Genomic DNA, 19,379 nt, shown 5'->3' on the forward strand with positions numbered 1-19,379 from the left:
AACAAAATAATAAAGATTTGTAGCGTCCTTTGAAGCTACAGAATCGTGATAATCAGGTATTTTAGGCATAACTGAATCGAATGAAGTTAACATTTTGGGGGGCAAGCCGTCAGGTAACCGGTAGTATGTTTCTGTTAGAAACCGAGGATAATTACCGGATTCTGATTGATTGCGGGGCAGATATGGATAAAAAAGCCGGCTCGAACGGCCAGGAGGACGAATCTCCTAAATTGGATACCGGTTTTTTCCCGTTCGAGGCATCCACGATCAATGTTGTTCTGCTGACCCACGCCCACATCGACCATAGCGGTAATATTCCGAATCTGTACCGGGAAGGCTACGAAGGTCAGGTTTTGTGTACCGACCCTACCTTTTCGCTTACCAACCTGCTGTTGCAGGACGCGGCTTCGCTCAATTCCCGGCGACTCAGCGAGATGGGGAAAAGCAAAAAGCAGAAGGTCCAGAAGAAATTTGTCTCGTTGCAAAAAGACTTGTTTCTGGAAAAACAAGTCCGCGAATCGATGGACAATGTGGTGCCGATTCAATACAACCGGAAGTTTAAGCTGGCCGACGGCGTGGATGTCACGTTTATTCCGGCCGGGCATTTACTCGGGGCGGCCCACATTGTGATCAACGTGTACGAAAACGGCGAGAAAAAAAGCATTGGTTTTTCGGGCGACATCGGACGGCGCAATTACCCGCTGCTGACCGATCCCGAACCCATGCCGCCGGTCGATTACCTGATTTGCGAATCAACGTACGGCAACCGGCTGCACATTGATACACAAACGCCGGAATCTGTGCTGGCTGACGTGATCAAACGGACGTGCATCGACATTCCGGGGCGGCTGATTATCCCGTCATTTTCGGTAGGCCGTACGCAGGCGCTGCTGTATACGCTCAATCGGCTGTATACCGAACAGGGCTTCCCGAATATTAAAGTATTCTCCGACAGTCCGCTGGCGCTGGAAAGCACGAAGGTTTACCAGAAAAATCTGCGGATGCTGAACCGGGAAGCCAAGGAATATTACGACGAAAACGAGTCGTTGTTCGACTTTGCCAATTTCGAATACCTGGAAAGTTCAAAAGCCAGTCGGGAGGTTTCCAATTACAACCAGCCCTGCATCATCATCTCGTCGTCGGGTATGGTACAAGGCGGGCGCGTCGAACAGCACGTAGCGGCCAACATCAGCAATCCGTACTGTACCATTCTGATTATCGGCTACTGCGCCGAGGGTACGCTGGGGTGGCGGCTGCTGAACGGTCAGCCAACGATCTCGATCAAGGATAAGGAAGAACCGGTTCTGGCCAAAGTCGAACGCACCGACGTGTTCAGCGGACACGGCGACCGCGATGACCTGGTCCGTTTTGTGAAACACCAGTCGCCCGACCGACTTAAAAAAATCTTTCTGGTCCATGGAGATTATCCGAGTATGGTGGCTTTTCAGCAGACCTTACAGGAAGAAGGATTTAATCAGGTAGAGATCCCGGCGAAGGGTCAGCAGTACGAGTTATAACCTGAGAAGGTTGCTGAACCGGATTTTCCGCTAACTTTGCCAACTGAAAAAAGTTACCAGTCGTCGGTTTTCGCTTACATTCACTTTTGGAAGGGAGCGGATTTCACGTCAAATCATTGGTAACTCAACCTAACTTTGGATGAGGACGTATTTGGATTTCGAAAAACCCATCGCTGATTTAGAAGTACGACTGGTCGAAATGAAAAAACTGGCCGAAACCAGTAACGTAGATGTTACTGAAGCTGTTGCGTCGCTGGAAGTCAGCATTGAAAAACTCCGCAAGGAGATTTTTGACAATCTTACCCGCTGGCAGCGCGTACAGCTTTCCCGCCACCCCGACCGGCCCTACACGCTCGATTATATCGCCTTGATGAGCGAACAGTTTATTGAACTCCACGGCGACCGCACCGTTCGGGATGATCCGGCGATGGTGGGTGGTTTTGTGGAAATGGACGGTCAGACGGTGATGCTGATCGGTCAGCAGAAGGGGCGCAATACCAAGCAACGCCAGCAGCGTAACTTCGGGATGGCCAATCCGGAAGGCTACCGGAAGGCACTGCGGTTAATGAAACTGGCCGAAAAATTCAACAAGCCCATCGTGACGATGATCGACACGCCGGGTGCGTATCCGGGTCTGGAAGCCGAAGAACGTGGTCAGGGTGAGGCTATTGCCCGTAACCTGAAAGAGATGTTCATGCTTCAGGTGCCGGTTATCTGCATAGTGATTGGCGAAGGGGCGTCGGGCGGTGCGCTCGGCATCGGAATCGGTGACCGGGTCCTGATGCTCGAAAATACCTGGTACTCGGTGATTTCGCCCGAAAACTGTTCGACCATTCTCTGGCGTAGCTGGGATTATAAGGAACAGGCTGCCGAAGCCATGAAAGTAACGGCCCGCGATATGGAGAAAAACAAACTCGTGGACGGTATTATTGAAGAACCTCAGGGCGGTGCGCATACCGATCATGCTGAAATGGCCCAACGGATTAAAAAGACCATCATCGACACACTCGCTGAGTTAACTAAATTAACGCCCGAAGAACGGATCGATCAGCGGATCGAGAAATTCTGCGCAATGGGTGTCGTACTTGAATAATGAATAATCGATGGCAGGTGTCTTAAAATCCGGTATTAAAAACATTATTTTCGACCTCGGCGACGTAATCATTCCCATTGATCTACGGGGTCCCATCCGAAATTTTGCGGTGCTTTCGGGCTTGAGCGAAGACGAAGTGGAATCACTCTGGCGCGAACACGGCCTGACGCTGCAATACGAAACGGGCCTGATCGACGACGCTGGTTTTCGACAGCACGTTCGCCAACTACTGAAAAATGATACCTGGGCCGACGAGGTGATCGACACCGCCTGGAATACCGTATTGCTCGATTTGCCCATCGAACGGGTCCAGCGCATCCAGGAGCTTCATGGCCAATACCGGCTGTTTTTGCTGAGTAATACCAGCGCCATTCACATTGCCAAAGTCAATAAAATTTTTGCCGAACTCGGACAGCCAGTGCTCGAGGACCTGTTCGAGCGGGTATATTATTCGTACGAGGTAAAACTGGCTAAACCGTCGCCGGAAATTTACCAGTACGTGCTAAATACGTCAGGGCTGAAAGCGGAAGAAACCCTGTTTCTGGACGACAATCCGCATAACATCCGGGCGGCTGCCGAGTTAGGTATTCAGGCGGTGCAGGTGCAGCCGCCCCTGACGATTCTTGATTATCTGCGCGATGAATCCACAAACGAGGACGTACCTCATTCAAGCTAGCCTTTTTGTCCTTACCCTGTTTTCGACGACCGCGGCTGGTGCGGAATGGATGTACGGTCGTTTTTTTCTGGATCTGGAACACGGTATTGGCTGGCCCGAATTCTGGGATGGACTGCATTATTCCATTCCCTTTCTGGCGATTCTGACGGTGCACGAATTCGGGCATTTCCTTACGGCCCGTTACCATCACGTCCGGGTTACCTTGCCGTATTACATCCCGCTCTGGTTCGGAATCGGGCAAACGCTCGGTACGCTGGGGGCATTTATCCGGATTCAGGATTTCATCAACAGCCGTAAAAAGTTTTTCGACATCGGCATTGCGGGGCCGCTGGCGGGGTTTGTGCTGGCCCTGATCGTACTGTGGTACGGTTTTACGCATCTGCCACCCCCGGAGCATATCTTTACAATCCACCCCGAATACCGGCAATACGGTCTGGCATTTGGCGAGAATGTCTACAAGAATCTGCCGCCGGATAGTGTAATGAGTCTGGGCGACAACCTGATTTTCTGGTTTTTCAAGACCTACGTAGCCGATCCGGCCCGGCTGCCGCATCCTTACGAGATGATTCATTACCCGTATCTGATGGCGGGTTATTTCGCCCTGTTTTTCACGGCGCTTAACCTGATTCCGATTGGACAACTGGACGGCGGCCACGTGCTCTATAGCCTCATCGGTCGTCGGGCTTTTCGGACGGTAGCGCCGGTTCTGTTCGTCGCTTTCGCGTTTTATGCGGGTTTGGGCTTCATCAAGCCGACGGATTTTATGGTTCCCAAGGACCGTGATTTTGTCAATGAACTGGGCTATCTCGGTTTGTACGTACTCGGGTTGTTTACCAGCTTCCGGAGCATCAGTGACAACCGCATGACCACGCTGATACTGGCATTGAGTGTGGTGGCCGGGCAGTTTCTGGTATCGTTCTTTTTTCCAACGGTGGAAGGCTACCCCGGATTTTTGTTATTTGTCCTGATTCTGGGCCGATTTCTGGGTGTTTATCATCCTGAAACAGAAGATGATGAGCCACTGGGCACCGGGCGGGTTATTCTCGGCTGGCTCGCACTGCTTATTTTTGTTCTCTGTTTCAGCCCGAAACCGTTTATTTTTTCCTAACCCCGAAGCCGATAGGCTAACCTGTTACTGACGCGTATGTTCAATGCAATCGCCCGGTGGCTTTATAAACTGGCTGGCTGGAAACTCGTTGGCCCGGTTCCGACGGTGCCTAAAGCCATTTGGGTACTGGCTCCGCATATGACCAACTGGGATTTTCCGGTGGGGCTGGGTGGAAGGGCCACAACCCGTATCTGGATTCAGTATCTGGCGAAGAAAGAGCTTTTTACCTGGTATGCCGGTTGGCTGTTCCGGATTCTGGGCGGCAAACCGGTCGATCGCAGCCGTTCCAATAACCTCGTCGATGCGATGGCCGATGTGCTTAATCAAAATGAATACCTGCACGTCTGTATTCTGCCCGAAGGCACCCGCTCCGATGTCGAACGACTCAAAACCGGCTTTTACTACATTGCCCTGAAAGCCAACGTGCCGCTCATTCTGACGGGGTTCGATTATCCGCGTAAAACGATTTTTCTGAGTGACCCCGTGTATGTTACCGGTAATTACGAGGAAGATATGCGCCCCATTTACGAGTTTTTCAGCCAGCTTCAGGGCAAGAAGAAAACGTGGCTGAAACGGTATGAGCAAACGGGTTTAATCTCCTGATGTAATACCTGCGGATGAAGGTCAGTGAGATGCTTCAGAAAGCACTTCAATGATGGAGTCGTGTGGGCTACCGTTTGCCGGTACGGAGATACTGGACCATCAGCTGGCCCGCCCGGTCGGATGCCCCCGGCCCGCCTACTTTTTCCCGCAATTCGGCATAGTCGGCCTGCTGACGCGCGTGGCTGGAGCCTCCCGGTAGGATTTTACCCAATTCACGAATAAGGTTCTCCGTTGTCAACAGGTGCTGTGTCAGTTCCTTCACGGCCTCCCGGTCCAGAATCAGATTGACCAGCGAAATGTAAGAAACGGCAATCAGGCGTTTGGCGACCTCGAACGATATCCACGACGTTTTATAGCACACCACTTCCGGCGTGTTCAATAAGGCGGTTTCCAGCGTAGCCGTACCAGAGGTGACCAAGGCCGCATCGGCAACGGCCAGAAGGTTATAGGCATCGTCAACCACGATGGGTAGATCGGGGCTGGTGGTCATGGCCGTTTTGTACAGCGATTCCGGCAGGTTGCTGACGCCAGAAACGACGAACTGGTAATCCGGGAAATGGCGAACGGTTTCCAGCATGGCGGGCAGCATCTGGACCACTTCCTGCCGACGGCTGCCGGGCAGGAGCGCAATGACGGGTTTATCGCTCAGCCGGTATTTTTCACGAAAACCCGGGTCGGGCCGGAAAGCGGCAATGGCGTCCATCAACGGATTGCCCACGTAATCGACGTTGTAATCGAATTGGGTGTAAAACCCGACCTCAAACGGGAAAATAACGAACATCCGATCCACCACCGCCTTAATTTTCAGCGCCCTTTTCTGATTCCAGGCCCAGACTTTGGGCGAGATGTAGTAGAAAACCTGAATACCGTGTTTTTTGGCAAACCGGGCCATGCGCAGATTAAAACCGGCATAGTCGATCAGAATCAGCACGTCGGGCCGGGTGGCGAGCAGGTCCTGCTGGCAGTCGCGCAGATTCCGCCGGATGGTTCCCAGGTTCTGAACAACCTCCAGAAAACCCATAAACGCCATTTCGCGGTAATGGCGGACCAGCGTGGCCCCGGCTTCTTCCATCTGCTCACCGCCCCAGGCCCGAAAGCGGGCATCGGAGTCGTGCTGCCGAATGGCTTTAATCAGGTTTCCGCCGTGGAGGTCGCCGGAGCGTTCACCGGCAATCAGGTAATACATCATCGTTTATTCCCCGTAATAATCCACGTAGTTTTTAGGGGTTTCGTAGAGTCGAACCTGGTGCAGCCGGGCGTCGGAAATTCTGGCGAGCGCGCGTTCCAAGATGTTCCAGATCTGGACGATAAATACCTCGCAACTGGCCATTTTTCCCTGCATAAAGTCGACATCTACGTTGAGATTCTTATGATCGACTTTATCGATAATTTCCTCTTTTACCAGATCGCCCAGTACTTTGAGGTCGATCACAAAACCCGTGTCCGGATGGGGCTGCCCCTTGACGGTTACAATCAATTCAAAATTATGGCCGTGGCCGTTTACATTGGCGCAGGCGCCAAAAACTTCTTTATTCTTTTCGTCCGACCAGGCCGGGTTGAAGAGCCGGTGAGCCGCGTTGAAGTGTTCTTTTCTGCTAACGTATACCATTACATACCACCGCCGGAGCGATGCATCATTTTCGGCAGGCCGTTGCCTGCTCTTGTCTGATTACAAAATTACGGTCTTCGGAGCGTTAATAAAAATCCAAATTCAACGGGATTATAAGGTCCGACCAGATATACGGACGGCTTGTTTTAAGTAGCCGTCTGCGAAGTTAAAATGAAAATAATCCTATTTTTTCATTAAATGGTGGATAGGTTGGTGTAACGAAATAGTCTAACTTTACAACCAGTTTATAAGAAAGATTATACAAAATTGATCTAACCTAAAAGAATCGTTGTTCAATTTCTACCAAATATGATAATTGTTACGGGCGCAACCGGCTTCATTGGAAGCTGTCTGATCTCACGATTGAATCAGGAAAACTTCAATGCCATCATTGCCGTTGATGATTTTTCAAGGGAAGAAAAGCAGGCTAACCTGGAAGGGAAACGCATCCTGGAACGGGTCGACCGCGAGGAGTTTTTCAGTTGGCTCGATGACAATTACCACGAGATTGAATTTTTATTCCATATTGGTGCCCGGACTGATACGACCGAGTTCGACCGGAGTATCTTCGAACACCTTAATGTCGAATATTCGAAAAAAATCTGGCAAAAGTGCATCGACTACCAGATTCCGCTGGTGTACGCTTCTTCGGCGGCTACCTACGGCCTGGGCGAACTGGGGTATGATGACAATGAATCGTTGATTCCGCAGCTGAAACCGCTCAATCCGTACGGCGATTCAAAAAATGATTTTGATAAATGGGTGCTGGAGCAGGAGCGGCATCCGTTTTTCTGGGCCGGGCTGAAATTCTTCAATGTTTACGGTCCGAACGAATACCACAAAAGCCGCATGGCATCGGTCATTTACCACGCCTACTGCCAGATCAAGGTAAAAGGCACCATGAAGCTGTTTCGGTCACATAATCCTAATTTTGCAGATGGCGAACAGATGCGCGATTTTATCTACGTAAAGGATGTGGTGGACGTTTGTCTGTTTTTGATGCATCACCGCCGGAATTCGGGCATCTATAACCTTGGCAGCGGCAAAGCCCGCACCTTTCTGGATCTGGCCAATAATACGTTTGTGGCGATGGGCGTAACGCCCCAGATCGAATTCGTCGACACCCCCGAAGATATCCGTGACAAGTACCAGTACTATACGCAGGCTTCCATGAGCAAACTGCGTTCCATCGGTTATACGCAATCGTTTCAGTCGCTGGAAGAAGGCATCACCGATTACGTGAAAAACTACCTGGTTCCGGGCAAGTACCTGTAATATACCGTATTAAAAACGTCTAGCCCGTTTGTCTTAGGCAAAGACAAACGGGCTAGACGTTTTTGGGAAATCCTTATTGCCAGATAATTTCGATTACTTCTTTCTTTAAATCGACCGTCGTGCGCTTTTCGTCGTGGTTTCGACGCAGGACTAGCGCGCCATTCTGAACCCGCATGGCTTCCTGCTGCAACACCCGAAATTCGTCTTTCTTGTGAAAAACCGATACCGAGGCATCGGCATACTCGGCCAAGGGTAAGGAGTAGGTCTTGCCGGAAACTTTAATGGACCGAGCCGTTGAAGCCGTCGACTGACCTTTCGCCATTGCCAGCGCCCGCGAAGCCTGAGGCACACCGTAGCCGATGTAATTATTACCGTACGGATACAGATGCGAGGATTTTTCGATGATGCTGATTAGCTCTTTGTTGGTCAGATTCGGATTCGCCTGCATCAGACAGGCCGCAAAACCGGTGATTACGGGCGCAGAAAGCGACGTGCCATACAACGAGAAGCAGGAGACATTGGGCTTCAGGTAGGGCAAAAATTCGGGGCCAATGCTGCTGTAACCAATGCGGTTCCAGATTTTATGGTTGGTAGCGCCAACGGCCAGCACGCCCTGCGCGTCGGCGGGGGTGGAGATGATGCGCCACGAACGGTCGTCACCCTCATTACCGGCCGACACAATCACCAGAATGCCTTTTTTATCGGCGGCCAGTTGCGCGGCTTTGCTGATCAGGCTCGTGTGGCCGTCCATCTGGCTGGGCTGGTAGTTTTCTTTCGGGTTCGTAAAGCCTTTGGCGTAACCGAGTGAGGTGTTGATGATGCGCACGCCCAGACTATCCAGCCACTCCATCGCAGCCACCCAGTTGTCTTCTTCGCCCCGGAATTCGCGGGCACCGTGGTCGGTGCGGGCCAGGTAAAAGGTCGCTTCGGTTGCCAGACCGTACTGAATATTTTCGTTTGGATCGTGGCCCGCAATAGCTGCCATTACTTCGGTACCGTGGAAGTCGGAGAGGGTTTCGAGCGAACCAAAAAAAGCGTCGCGTGCCCGACCCGGATTGACATAATCCCGAATGGCTTTAATTCCGTTGCGCTGAAAAATATGCTTCAGAGCGCTGGCTGAATCGGCCCCGAAATAACCGGCATCAATGACGCCGATGGTTACATTTTTGGCCGAGATACCCGCTCGACCGAAAACATCTGCCTGAATCTGCGACATGACCGGCGCCATCAGGGTTTTGGTTACATCGTGGTCGATGCTGTTAATGACAATATTTTGATCAAGCGGAACCAGTTCTTTCACAAACGGTAAGGCTTTGACCTGCTGCATTTGCGCGGGTGTCAGTTGGGCCGAGACGGCATTGAGCCAGCGCGACTGGTGCAAAGGACGAATGCCTTCCGTCGCCAGGGCTTGCAGGTAAGCCGGATTGAGGGGCAGGTCGGTTTCGTCAATGGAGAGGCCCAGCGACTGTCGATTGGCAAGGGTGCGGAGAGAAAGGGAGGGTTGACCGGCAGACGGCTTGTCCTTCAGCGTGATCCAGTACTTGGATTGGGCGTTTGCGGTACCGGCCCAGCCGATTATTATCCCAAAAAGAAGCAAAACAATTTTTTTCATTGAAACGAAAGCGTCAATTTTAGGCATTAAAGTACTAAATGATCGTCAGATTACCGCACGGCTTTTGAAATAGTAACCCTATGAAGTATACGTCCATTAGCAACGAATTGTTTATCCGAAACCGCCGGCGACTGGCGGAATTACTGAAGCCCAAATCGGTGGTGGTGCTGCATGCCAACGATAGTATGCCGACGAATGCCGACGGCACAATGGGATTCCGGCAGAACAACGACCTTTTCTACCTGTCTGGCGTCGATCAGGAGGAAACCATTCTGGTGCTTTTTCCTGATCATCCGGACGAACGGTTTCGGGAAGTCCTGTTTCTGCGCGAAACCAGCGAACTGATTGAAATCTGGGAGGGCCATAAACTCACCAAAGAAGAAGCCGAACAAACGTCGGGCATTTCCCGGAAAACGATTTTCTGGACCCACGAGTTCGAGCGGATTTTTATTCAGATGGTGTTTGAAGCAGAACATATTTATCTGAATACCAACGAACACACCCGCAATTCGTCGGAGGTTGAAACGCGCGACGTTCGCAACATCCGGCAGTTTAAGGAGAAGTACCCGCTGCACCGCTACGAACGGCTGGCGCCCCTGATGCACTACCTGCGCGCCATCAAACAACCGGAAGAAGTGACGCTGCTGAAGGAAGCCATCCGGATTACGGAAGACGGTTTTCGGCGGTTGCTGGGCTTTATCAAACCGGGCGTTTGGGAGTACGAAATTGAAGCCGAATTGCTGCATGAATTTGTCCGGCAGCGGTCGCGCGGGTTTGCCTACGAACCCATCATTGCCACAGGAGCCAACGCCTGCGTGCTACACTACCTTCAGAACAACCAGCAATGCCAGGATGGACAGGTGATTCTGCTGGATGTAGCAGCCGAATACGGTAATTACAACGCCGACCTGACCCGCAGTCTGCCCGTGAGCGGACGGTTTACGGAGCGGCAGAAAGCCGTGTACCAGGCCGTCCTGAACGTTATGAAAGAGGCAAAAAAGATGCTGGTGCCGGGCAACCTGTGGGATGAGTACCACAAGGAAGTGGGGAAGATTATGGAATCCGAACTGATCGGCCTGGGCCTGCTCGACCGCAACGAAGTAGCAAAACAGGACCCCGATGCCCCCTTGTACCGGAAGTATTTCATGCACGGCACCTCGCACTTCCTGGGGCTGGATGTGCACGATGTTGGAAACAAATACCGGAAATTTGAACCAGGCATGGTTTTTACGTGCGAACCGGGAATCTATATACGCCAGGAGGGACTGGGCATCCGGCTCGAAAACAACATCCTGATTACGGAAGACGGCAACATCGATCTCATGGCTTCCATTCCGGTGGAAATCGAAGAAATCGAGGACCTGATGAATAAACAATAGTATTTTTGATTGTCGAAGATAAGCGGTTGAATGGTCTGGGTAAGTTCAATCGTTTATCTTCGACAATCAAAACAGAATGTTACTGCAATGAATTGTAAATGCGGCCAATGGCGTGTTCAATTCGTTTCCAACTTTCTTCGGATTGTAAGTTGAGGTCCATGAATTGTTTCTGACTGGGTGCAATCAAAAGGAGCATGGCAATACCGGAAGTCAGGAGGGCAGTAACGGCGTTAAGGTCTTCCTGATCAGACTGGAAGAATTTATCGAGGACCTTTTGGTACGATTCGTTGCGACTGAGCACCAATTGCTGGCTTAATGCTGAACTGGGGCTACTAATTTCCCATTTCAGCATCTCCTGGGCGGGTGGGTGGTTCTTCAATTGGCGAAGCAGACCCTTCAGGTAATCAATCCGGATCTGACAGGGGCTCGGTGCTGCCTCTGTATTCGTGTCCAGAAACTGCTTATTATAATCAGTCAGGAAATTGCCCTCCGTCAAAAACTGTTGCAGAAGACCTTCCCAACCGCCAAAATACCGGTAAATAAGCACTTTGTTGACGCCCGCTTTTTCAGCTACTGCGTTAATCCCAACCCGGTTGACTCCTCGTTCTGAAATTACCTCACCGACGGCCTGAAGTAAACGTGCCATCGTCTGCGTACGATTTCTTTTCCGTACTTCTGTCATTCGTCTGTTCGTAAACCGTATACCGGCGGTAAAGCCCGTTAACAGTTCATTTTGGGTAGTTTATGTGTCTAAAGCTGGACAAATGTAGGCATATATTCGTGAAAAAATCGCCAGTAAATAAGAAACAGTTTACAATAAGTTAAAAAAAAATAGCAAGTGGTAACATATGAAACCTTACTAATTCCGTATCCCGGTTGTCTTATAAATGGAATTGGTCGTTTCAGCACTCCCCTGGCAGAAGGAATGCCAAAACGACCAATCCGTCATTTTTTGCAGGCGGTTTACCGTTCGGGAAAAAGAGAAAGTTGTCTGGCCAGATCCCTGATGGCTTCGCGTAGTTGAAAACGGGTTAGGGTCACATTCAGTTGCAACGGAAAATCGGGATACGGATGCCAGGTCGGTGTCAGGGAATGATCCAGTTGAATTTGCAGATGGTAATTTCCGTTCGGGAGCGAGGAGGCTTCCATATTCAGACCCGGTTCGGCAAACGAAACCGTTACGTGGTTGCTGGCGCGGTTCCAGAGCTGTTTCAGGTTATTGATCAACTGCCGGATTTCATAGGTTTGCAGCGGAGCCGAACGTTTGCAGCGTTCGTGCTGGCGTTCGGTCGACAGCTCGCACAGGAGACTGTTGCGTTCCCGCCAGTTGGTGGCCTTGAGGCCGTATCCTTTGATGAGGAGTTCGAATGAGCCGGTTGTACTGTTGAGTTTCATAACGTTGCGGGAGGGTTGAGTTGAGAGATAACTAGCTGCTTAATAACCAAATATAGGATTTAGCCTGGAGAAGTCCTAGCTGTTATGGGAAATCTTTAGCAAATGACCCGCCCACAATCTTTTTTTTATTTTCTAGCGCGACGTGACCCGGCTGTCTATCTTTGCGCGAATTTGTTTAACCTCTCTTGCCATTATTCAGTTGTGTTATCAGACTGATGAATGGCAACCTTAAATCGCGAACATACGCAATGGCTAAAGTGCTAATTATTGGTGCCGGTGGAGTCGGCAGTGTCGTAGCGCACAAATGCGCGATGAATGCAGACACCTTTACGGAGATTATGCTGGCGAGCCGGACGGTTTCCAAATGCGAAAAGATTGCCGCCGAAATCCGGGATATGCACGGTGTGGAAATCAAAACGGCGCAGGTCGATGCCGACATTGTGGCCGAACTGGTGATCCTGATCAAGCAATTCAAGCCCGAACTGGTGATCAACGTTGCCCTGCCGTACCAGGATTTGACCATCATGGAGGCTTGTCTGGAAACCAAAGTCCACTACCTCGACACGGCCAACTACGAACCCAAGGATGTGGCCAAATTCGAGTATAGCTGGCAATGGGCGTATCAGGAACGGTTTAAGGAAGCCGGTCTGATGGCCCTGCTCGGCTGCGGTTTCGACCCCGGCGCCACGCAGGTTTTTACGGCCTATGCCGCCAAGCATCACTTTGACGAGATGCATTACCTGGACATTGTTGACTGCAACGCCGGGAATCACGGCAAGGCATTTGCCACCAACTTCAATCCCGAAATCAACATCCGCGAGATAACCCAGCCCGGACGGTATTGGGAAAACGGCGAATGGGTCGAGATTGAACCCATGTCGATTCATAAACCGATTGAATACCCCGGTATTGGCCCGAAAGAATCGTACGTGCTTTACCATGAAGAACTGGAATCACTGGTCAAACACTTCCCGACCCTGAAGCGGGCGCGGTTCTGGATGACCTTCGGGCAGCAGTACATTACCCATTTGCAGGTGCTGGAAAATGTCGGCATGACCAGCATCAAACCCATTAAATTTCAGGGTACCGAAATTGTGCCGCTGGAGTTTCTGAAAGCCGTATTGCCCGCGCCCGACACGCTCGGCGAAAACTACACCGGCCAGACCTCCATTGGCTGCCAGATTAAGGGGATTAAGGACGGACAGGAAAAAACGTACTTCATCTGGAATAACTGCGACCACGCCGAAACCTACAAGGAGGTTCGCGGACAGGCCGTTAGCTACACCACAGGCGTTCCGGCCATGATCGGTGCCATGCTGATGCTGAAAGGCGTCTGGATGCAGCCCGGTGTCTGGAACTGCGAACAACTGGACCCCGACCCGTTCATCGAACAAATGAATAAGCAGGGCCTCCCGGTTCAGGATCAGGTCAACCAGCCTTTAACAGTTGAGAATTAAGAGTTAAGAGTTAAGAGTTGTGCTGCGGTAGCCAACTCTTAACTCTTAATTAATAACTCCTAACTCCTCAACCAGCCTCCCCGGAATCCGGCGCGCAGCAAGCCTTTACGAAGGATGGCGTTGTGCATCATGAGGTTCCAGATCAGGTTGGTGCGGTAATTTTCGGTCATGAGCAGGATGGGGCCACTGTCGATGCCCAGGTAGTCGTTGTCGAACCACTGACCCGGGTAGGAGAGGTTAAAGGCATCCCTGAAACCGTAAGGACCGTAGAGTTTTTTGCCGTACCGGTGTTTCATCAGTTGAAGCGTCCGGATGCTTTCTTCCGGCGTAAACGGTATGGAGCCCCCGGCTGCGGTGGGAGCAATCGTGCCGTCGTCGACAACCTGCGTTGCTGCGGCCCCACGCGCACGGTATGAATAGAAAGTCTGGCCGTTGATGACGGTATCCTTCGGGCCGTCGCAGGCGGTTAAACCCCACAGGTCGGCTTCGTACCCCTCGAATTTTCCCGGATTTTCCATGCAGTAGGCCCGATTGGCGAGTGTTGCCCGGCGGCTGTTTTCAAAGTAATCAATGCCCTTCTGACGCATGTAGGCGTCCTGAATGCCCCGAAAATCAATCCAGATGTGTGAATACTGATGCCCGAACAGCGGGTCGAAATTGACGTGCGGGAATCGCTGAAACTCGCGCCATTCGTACGTAGAAGTCCACTCGGTCCAGGCGTCGGAACTGACCGGATGAGTGGGCGACGCCAGAGCCAGAATGTACAGAATCATCGCTTCATTGTAGCCTTTCCAGTCGGATTGGATAAACCCGTTTTCGGGATGCCAGCCCATCGACACCAGCGGTTTGCGGACTTGCATCCACTGCCAGTCGACCCGGCGGTAAATCCGGTCGACGAGCGTTCGGATTTCTTTTTCCATCGCCGTATTCTGATTAAAATACGACTGGCTGCTCAGCATACCGGCCAGCAGTAAAGCCGTATCGATAGTCGATAATTCCACCTGTTTGTAGCGATGCCCGGTTTTCATGTCCAGAAAATGGTAGAAAAAACCGCGGTATCCCGTTGTGCCTTTCTCCTGTGCTGACTGCGGAGCAGAATTAAAAAACCGTAGTGTTTTTAAAGTCCGTTCAGCCGCTTGCTGACGGCTGATATACCCCCGTTCAACGCCTACCAGATAAGCCGTCAGGCCAAAACCAGTGGCGGCAATGCTCGCAAAAGAAGGGGTTGGGTGGCGGTCTGGAATCAGGCCGTGCGGGTTGTCGCCCAGTTCCCAGAAATAACGAAACGTATCGCGTTGCAGGGAGTCCAGGAACCGTTTCGAGTAGGAAATTCCGCGCAACTGGGCTTGTGCAGCTGGTTGAAAAGGAATGAACAGCAGCATAAATAGCCCCACTCGGAGCATAAAGCGGAATGAAAGGCCAGCGTGCCATTTTTTTAACCCATTGAAACGCATGATTACCTGATGGTTAAGCGGAGTCGTACCGAAAGATAAAGTTTAGATAACAAAATATATTAGCTGTATATTTTATATATAATTTATTTATATATATTTGAATCAACTATTAAATCTTAACCGCTATGACATCCGAACAGCTTCAGGTTGCGTCGCTTGACGACATTGTGTTTGAAAACCGCAACAAATTGTACGGCGCATACGACCTGCGACGGTCTTATAACCGCATTACCAACCGGGCGCTGTGGTTGGGGATTGCCCTGTTTGTGGCCACTTTAGTCACGCCAACGCTCTATGACCGGCTGAAGCCAGAGAAAGCGCCGGAGCCGTATATGACGCCCGTGACACTGACGGATATTAAAACACTACCGAAAGAAGAACCGCCCGTTGTGGTACCTCCTCCGAAACAACTTGCGCCAAAGGTTCCTACCATTCGCAGCTTACCGCCCGAAGTGGTAACGGATGCGCCCGATGAGGTGACGGTTCCGACAGTCGATGATTTGAAAGACAGGGTAGCCAGCGACAAAACGGTGGAGGGTGATCCAAACGCGCTTGACGCCATCGAGGCTCCGGCAGAAACCGTTGGCCCCGCGCCAGTGGAGCAGGCACTCGAGGTGGAGCGCAAACCGGATGAAGTTTTCGTTACCGTCGAACAGCAGCCGCAGTTTCCGGGTGGCCCGAAGGCAATGGCTAATTTTCTGCAAAAAAACCTGAATTATCCGCCCGCAGCCGCCCGGACCAATATTTCCGGTCGGGTTTATCTGCAATTTGTCGTCAATACCGACGGCAGTATTGTCGATGTGTCGGTGGTAAAAGGAATTGGGTTTGGTTGCGATGAAGAAGCCCTTCGGGTAGTCCGGAAAATGCCGCCCTGGCAACCGGGCAAGCAGGGAGGTCGCCCGGTGCGGGTTAAGTTTACGTTGCCGGTGGTGTTTACGCTGGAATAACGGACCCGATGGTTGGGTTACCCCGCCGGTCTGGAACCGGCGGGGATTTTTTGTGGTTAGCAAACGACGGTTTTCTCTACTTTTGCGGTTTGAAAAACCAAGTTTGCACGATCTGATGATTGACTATAGCCATATTCCCTCGCCCTGTTTTGTCCTGGAAGAAGCCAGGCTCCGCGCCAATCTGGAACTCATCAATTCCGTTCAGCAGCGGGCGGGTATTCAAATTATTCTGGCCCTCAAGGGCTTTTCGATGTATAGCGCCTTTCCGCTGGTCAAGCAGTATTTACCCGGAGCTACCGCCAGTTCCCTAAACGAGATCAAGCTAGTGAACGAGTACATGGGCGTAAAGGCGCATACGTACATCCCGGCCATCCGCGACGATGAGTTCGACGAAATTCTGGAACGCAGCAGCCACCTTACTTTTAACTCGCTGAGCCAGTGGGAGCGGTATAAGGACCGCGCAATGAATTCGGGCGTTTCCTGCGGAATCCGCGTGAATCCGCAGTATTCGGAAGTAGGTACGGATATGTACAATCCCTGCGTACCGGGTTCCCGGCTGGGCATTACCCGGGATTTGATCGGGGATACGCTGCCCGACGGCATTGAAGGAATTCATTTTCATACGCTCTGCGAAAACGATTCGTTCACGCTCGAACGGACGCTCGAAGCTCTGGAAAGCCGCTTTGCCGATTTACTGCATCAGGCTAAATGGGTGAATATGGGCGGAGGGCACCTCATGACGCGAGAAGGCTACAACACCGACCACCTGGTTCAGTTGCTGACGGCTTTCCGGCAGAAGTACGATGTACAGGTGATTCTGGAACCCGGTTCGGCCATCGCCTGGCAAACGGGCGTCCTGGTTTCGACCGTGCTGGACCTTGTGAACAGCCAGGGAATTGAGGTGGCTATTCTGGATACGTCTTTTGCCGCACACATGCCCGATACGCTCGAAATGCCGTACAAACCCCGTATTCTGAATTCGTACCACGAACCCGTGGCCGGAAAGCCTACCTACCGGCTCGGCGGCATGACCTGTCTGGCCGGCGACTTCATGGGCGACTACAGCTTCGATGAGCCGCTGAACGTTGGCGACCGGGTGATTTTTGACGACATGATTCACTATACGATGGTGAAAACCACCACCTTTAACGGGGTTAATCTGCCCGCCATCGGTATCTGGCAGGAAGACAAAACCTTCCGGCTGGTGAAAACCTACGGCTACGAAAGCTTCAAAGACCGGTTGAGTTAAGGTAACGCTGGGATTTTCGGCGTCTTTGGAATTGCTATAGCGGTTAAGACCAGGAAGCCCTCCCGTTGATCTCACTGTTTTACCATTGTCTTGATCATTACGACGGTATCCTCATACTCGGTCGAACAATGCCCTGAATGAAACGCTGATTCGACAAAGCTGGCTTTTTGATAGGATTTGATTGCCCAGGGATTTCGTCGGGATGGCGCAATCATAAATTTTGTGCAGCCAAACTCGTTATGTACATAGTTACAGAGTGTAAGCAGGGCGTTGGTTCCGTAGCCTTTATTGGTGTACTGGCTACCCGCCAGCCAGATGTCCAGTTCGGTCGATAGGTCGCTGGTATTGATTGCGTTGTAGTTGATTTGTCCGATAGGCTGGTTATTCACTTCGATGACGAAGCAGCGGCCCAGTAGCGGCTGGGAACCGTCAAAATAATGCTCGACATAGTCGCTCACAAGTTCATTCCAAGTTGGCCGGATTCTCCGGAAAAGTGGGCGGACCCAGCATGAGGGCGGTTAGATCCGAGTGGGCCAGCCACTCATAAATCGATTGGCGATCTGATAAGGTCGCGGGGCGCAGGCAGACGCGTGTTCCCATAATCGGTTGCTCCGTAGGATTAGCTAAATTACCAACGTTTGAAATTTAAATAGCGAGATGCGCAAATAGGTTTAAATTTTATCGATATAATACAAGTGTTTGATAGTTGTTTTTCTTTATATTTGCCTTGTATTAGTGTCGTATTCCGGGCAGCCTTCTCAAAGAGATTTCCATAAGTGTCCAGCTCACGAGCCGTAGGCTGCGGCATTAACCTGCACAATGGTCCAATGAGAGAATAGCATGACAGCATCATGCTTATGGTACAGAACGATCTGCGGACGCTGGGTAAGTCCCGACAGGTCGGTTTGCAAGACAAACTCGTTAGTAGGCCAGCCTTTGGGATCCCAGCACGGTGAATAAAGAGAATAGGCCTTTTTGTATACTTTTGGAACTATGAAACATATATCGATTTTAGTCCCTAACGGGGCTATTTTAGGTAGTCTGGAAGGAACCCGCCAGCTGTTTACGCAGGTCAATCAGTTCGCTGTCGCGAAAGGCGCTCCTCCCATGTTTCAGGTTCAGTTGGTGGGGCTTTCCAAAGAGACCCCGCTGAGTGGCGGTTTATTTACGGCCCATACCGATGTTCTGATCGATGAAGTAAAAAAAACCGATTTAATTATCATTCCTGCCCTCGATGGTGATCTGCGGCTGGCCGTTGAAAAAAATCAGGATTTCATACCCTGGATTACCCATCATTACAAAAGCGGAGCGGAGGTGGCCAGTTTATGTCTGGGCGCTTTTCTGCTGGCTTCGACCGGTTTGCTGAAGGGACGGAGTTGCGCTACGCACTGGATGGCCGCCAACGACTTCCGGAAGTGGTTCCCGGATGTAAACTTGGTGACGGAGAAAATCATTACCGACGAATTCGGTATTTATTCCAGCGGAGGGGCCTTCTCGTACCTCAACCTGATCTTGTACCTGATCGAAAAATACGCCGGTCGCGATCTCGCCGTGCTGTTGGCCAAGGTGTTTGCCATTGAGCTTGACCGGGACACGCAGTCGCCGTTTACGATTTTCCGGGGGCAGAAGGAACACGAGGATGAGCCGGTCAGAAAGGCGCAGGAGTTTATCGAAAACAACTTTCAGGACAAGATAACCATTGATCAACTGGCCGAGATGCACGCCCTGGGCCGGCGGAATCTGGAGCGCCGGTTTAAGAAAGCCACCTCCAATACCGTAGCCGAATACATTCAGCGCGTGAAAATCGAAGCGGCCAAGAAGAATCTGGAAATCAGCCGGAAGAACATTAACGAAATCATGTACGACGTCGGGTATTCAGACACAAAAGCGTTCCGGACGATCTTTAAAAAAATCACGGGACTGTCGCCGATCGAATACCGGAACAAATACAATAAGATGGCGGCTGTTGCCTAACCCGCCGTTCCGCTGACCGTCAGCCGGTTAC

Annotated in this window: 19 protein-coding genes; 11 read left to right on the top strand and 8 right to left on the bottom strand. The window is 51.3% G+C overall.

Translation table 11 applies throughout. The annotated features are described in order from the left end of the window. Positions 1 to 80 precede the first annotated feature (80 nt). The 5 genes from LX87_RS07650 to LX87_RS07670 all read left to right on the top strand — a co-directional run bounded on the left by LX87_RS07650 (position 81) and on the right by LX87_RS07670 (position 4,997). Positions 81 to 1,517, top strand: a complete 1,437-nt coding sequence (locus LX87_RS07650; protein WP_111627633.1) for an MBL fold metallo-hydrolase RNA specificity domain-containing protein — start codon at positions 81 to 83, stop codon at positions 1,515 to 1,517. Between the two features lie 139 nt (positions 1,518 to 1,656). After that, positions 1,657 to 2,610 (top strand): acetyl-CoA carboxylase carboxyltransferase subunit alpha, encoded by a 954-nt coding sequence (locus tag LX87_RS07655; RefSeq protein WP_111627634.1) that lies wholly within the window; start codon positions 1,657 to 1,659, stop codon positions 2,608 to 2,610. A 10-nt stretch (positions 2,611 to 2,620) separates the two neighbouring features. Then, the gene (locus tag LX87_RS07660; protein WP_111627635.1) at positions 2,621 to 3,286 is read left to right on the top strand and encodes an HAD family hydrolase; all 666 of its coding nucleotides are present in this window, start codon (positions 2,621 to 2,623) and stop codon (positions 3,284 to 3,286) included. Then, a complete protein-coding gene (locus LX87_RS07665; RefSeq protein WP_111627636.1) occupies positions 3,249 to 4,394 on the top strand; it encodes a site-2 protease family protein in 1,146 nt (381 codons plus the stop codon). Before LX87_RS07660 ends, LX87_RS07665 begins: the two co-directional genes overlap by 38 nt. A 36-nt stretch (positions 4,395 to 4,430) precedes the next feature. Further along, positions 4,431 to 4,997, top strand: a complete 567-nt coding sequence (locus LX87_RS07670; RefSeq protein ID WP_111627637.1) for a 1-acyl-sn-glycerol-3-phosphate acyltransferase — start codon at positions 4,431 to 4,433, stop codon at positions 4,995 to 4,997. A gap of 67 nt (positions 4,998 to 5,064) precedes the next feature. Here the strand turns inward: LX87_RS07670 and lpxB are convergent, their stop codons facing one another. Next, on the bottom strand, positions 5,065 to 6,186 hold the full coding sequence (lpxB, locus tag LX87_RS07675; RefSeq protein ID WP_111627638.1) for a lipid-A-disaccharide synthase: 1,122 nt from the start codon (positions 6,184 to 6,186) through the stop codon (positions 5,065 to 5,067). Between the two features lie 3 nt (positions 6,187 to 6,189). Next, entirely contained in the window at positions 6,190 to 6,606 is a 417-nt protein-coding gene (locus tag LX87_RS07680; protein WP_111627639.1) for a 6-pyruvoyl trahydropterin synthase family protein, read from the bottom strand. Positions 6,607 to 6,915: 309 nt separating this feature from the next. Here LX87_RS07680 and rfaD point away from each other — a divergent pair, with 309 nt between their 5' ends. Next, positions 6,916 to 7,881 (top strand): ADP-glyceromanno-heptose 6-epimerase, encoded by a 966-nt coding sequence (gene rfaD / locus LX87_RS07685; RefSeq protein ID WP_111627640.1) that lies wholly within the window; start codon positions 6,916 to 6,918, stop codon positions 7,879 to 7,881. A gap of 73 nt (positions 7,882 to 7,954) precedes the next feature. On the opposite strand, the gene LX87_RS07690 is transcribed toward rfaD, so the two are convergent. Next, positions 7,955 to 9,493, bottom strand: a complete 1,539-nt coding sequence (locus tag LX87_RS07690) for a S8 family serine peptidase (RefSeq protein ID WP_111627641.1) — start codon at positions 9,491 to 9,493, stop codon at positions 7,955 to 7,957. An 80-nt stretch (positions 9,494 to 9,573) separates the two neighbouring features. Between LX87_RS07690 and LX87_RS07695 the strand changes: the two genes are divergently transcribed. Next, positions 9,574 to 10,872 carry an aminopeptidase P N-terminal domain-containing protein gene (locus LX87_RS07695; protein WP_111627642.1) on the top strand — a complete coding sequence of 433 codons (1,299 nt, stop codon included), beginning with the start codon at positions 9,574 to 9,576 and terminating at the stop codon, positions 10,870 to 10,872. A 79-nt stretch (positions 10,873 to 10,951) separates the two neighbouring features. On the opposite strand, the gene LX87_RS07700 is transcribed toward LX87_RS07695, so the two are convergent. Then, positions 10,952 to 11,518: a TetR/AcrR family transcriptional regulator gene (locus LX87_RS07700; protein WP_170139322.1), complete on the bottom strand. Its 567-nt coding sequence runs from the start codon at positions 11,516 to 11,518 to the stop codon at positions 10,952 to 10,954. 317 nt (positions 11,519 to 11,835) lie between these two features. Continuing rightward, positions 11,836 to 12,267 carry a WapI family immunity protein gene (locus tag LX87_RS07705; RefSeq protein ID WP_111627644.1) on the bottom strand — a complete coding sequence of 144 codons (432 nt, stop codon included), beginning with the start codon at positions 12,265 to 12,267 and terminating at the stop codon, positions 11,836 to 11,838. 248 nt (positions 12,268 to 12,515) lie between these two features. On the opposite strand from LX87_RS07705, the gene LX87_RS07710 reads away from it, so the two are divergent. Beyond that, a complete protein-coding gene (locus LX87_RS07710; RefSeq protein ID WP_111627645.1) occupies positions 12,516 to 13,724 on the top strand; it encodes a saccharopine dehydrogenase family protein in 1,209 nt (402 codons plus the stop codon). 59 nt (positions 13,725 to 13,783) lie between these two features. Here LX87_RS07710 and LX87_RS07715 read toward each other — a convergent pair whose 3' ends face one another. Continuing rightward, on the bottom strand, positions 13,784 to 15,106 hold the full coding sequence (locus LX87_RS07715) for a glucoamylase family protein (RefSeq protein WP_229310584.1): 1,323 nt from the start codon (positions 15,104 to 15,106) through the stop codon (positions 13,784 to 13,786). Between the two features lie 197 nt (positions 15,107 to 15,303). Here LX87_RS07715 and LX87_RS07720 point away from each other — a divergent pair, with 197 nt between their 5' ends. Both LX87_RS07720 and nspC read left to right on the top strand, forming a co-directional pair. Next, on the top strand, positions 15,304 to 16,125 hold the full coding sequence (locus LX87_RS07720) for an energy transducer TonB (RefSeq protein ID WP_111627647.1): 822 nt from the start codon (positions 15,304 to 15,306) through the stop codon (positions 16,123 to 16,125). Between the two features lie 115 nt (positions 16,126 to 16,240). Then, on the top strand, positions 16,241 to 17,374 hold the full coding sequence (gene nspC, locus LX87_RS07725; RefSeq protein ID WP_111628322.1) for a carboxynorspermidine decarboxylase: 1,134 nt from the start codon (positions 16,241 to 16,243) through the stop codon (positions 17,372 to 17,374). Between the two features lie 71 nt (positions 17,375 to 17,445). Here nspC and LX87_RS07730 read toward each other — a convergent pair whose 3' ends face one another. Next, positions 17,446 to 17,832 carry a GNAT family N-acetyltransferase gene (locus LX87_RS07730; RefSeq protein ID WP_170139323.1) on the bottom strand — a complete coding sequence of 129 codons (387 nt, stop codon included), beginning with the start codon at positions 17,830 to 17,832 and terminating at the stop codon, positions 17,446 to 17,448. A 4-nt stretch (positions 17,833 to 17,836) separates the two neighbouring features. Beyond that, entirely contained in the window at positions 17,837 to 17,974 is a 138-nt protein-coding gene (locus tag LX87_RS28755) for a GNAT family protein (RefSeq protein ID WP_170139324.1), read from the bottom strand. A gap of 393 nt (positions 17,975 to 18,367) precedes the next feature. Here LX87_RS28755 and LX87_RS07735 point away from each other — a divergent pair, with 393 nt between their 5' ends. Beyond that, on the top strand, positions 18,368 to 19,348 hold the full coding sequence (locus tag LX87_RS07735) for a GlxA family transcriptional regulator (RefSeq protein WP_111627649.1): 981 nt from the start codon (positions 18,368 to 18,370) through the stop codon (positions 19,346 to 19,348). The last annotated feature ends 31 nt before the right edge of the window (positions 19,349 to 19,379 follow it).

Source organism: Larkinella arboricola, assembly GCF_003259745.1.
Taxonomy (GTDB): Bacteria; Bacteroidota; Bacteroidia; order Cytophagales; family Spirosomataceae; genus Larkinella; species Larkinella arboricola.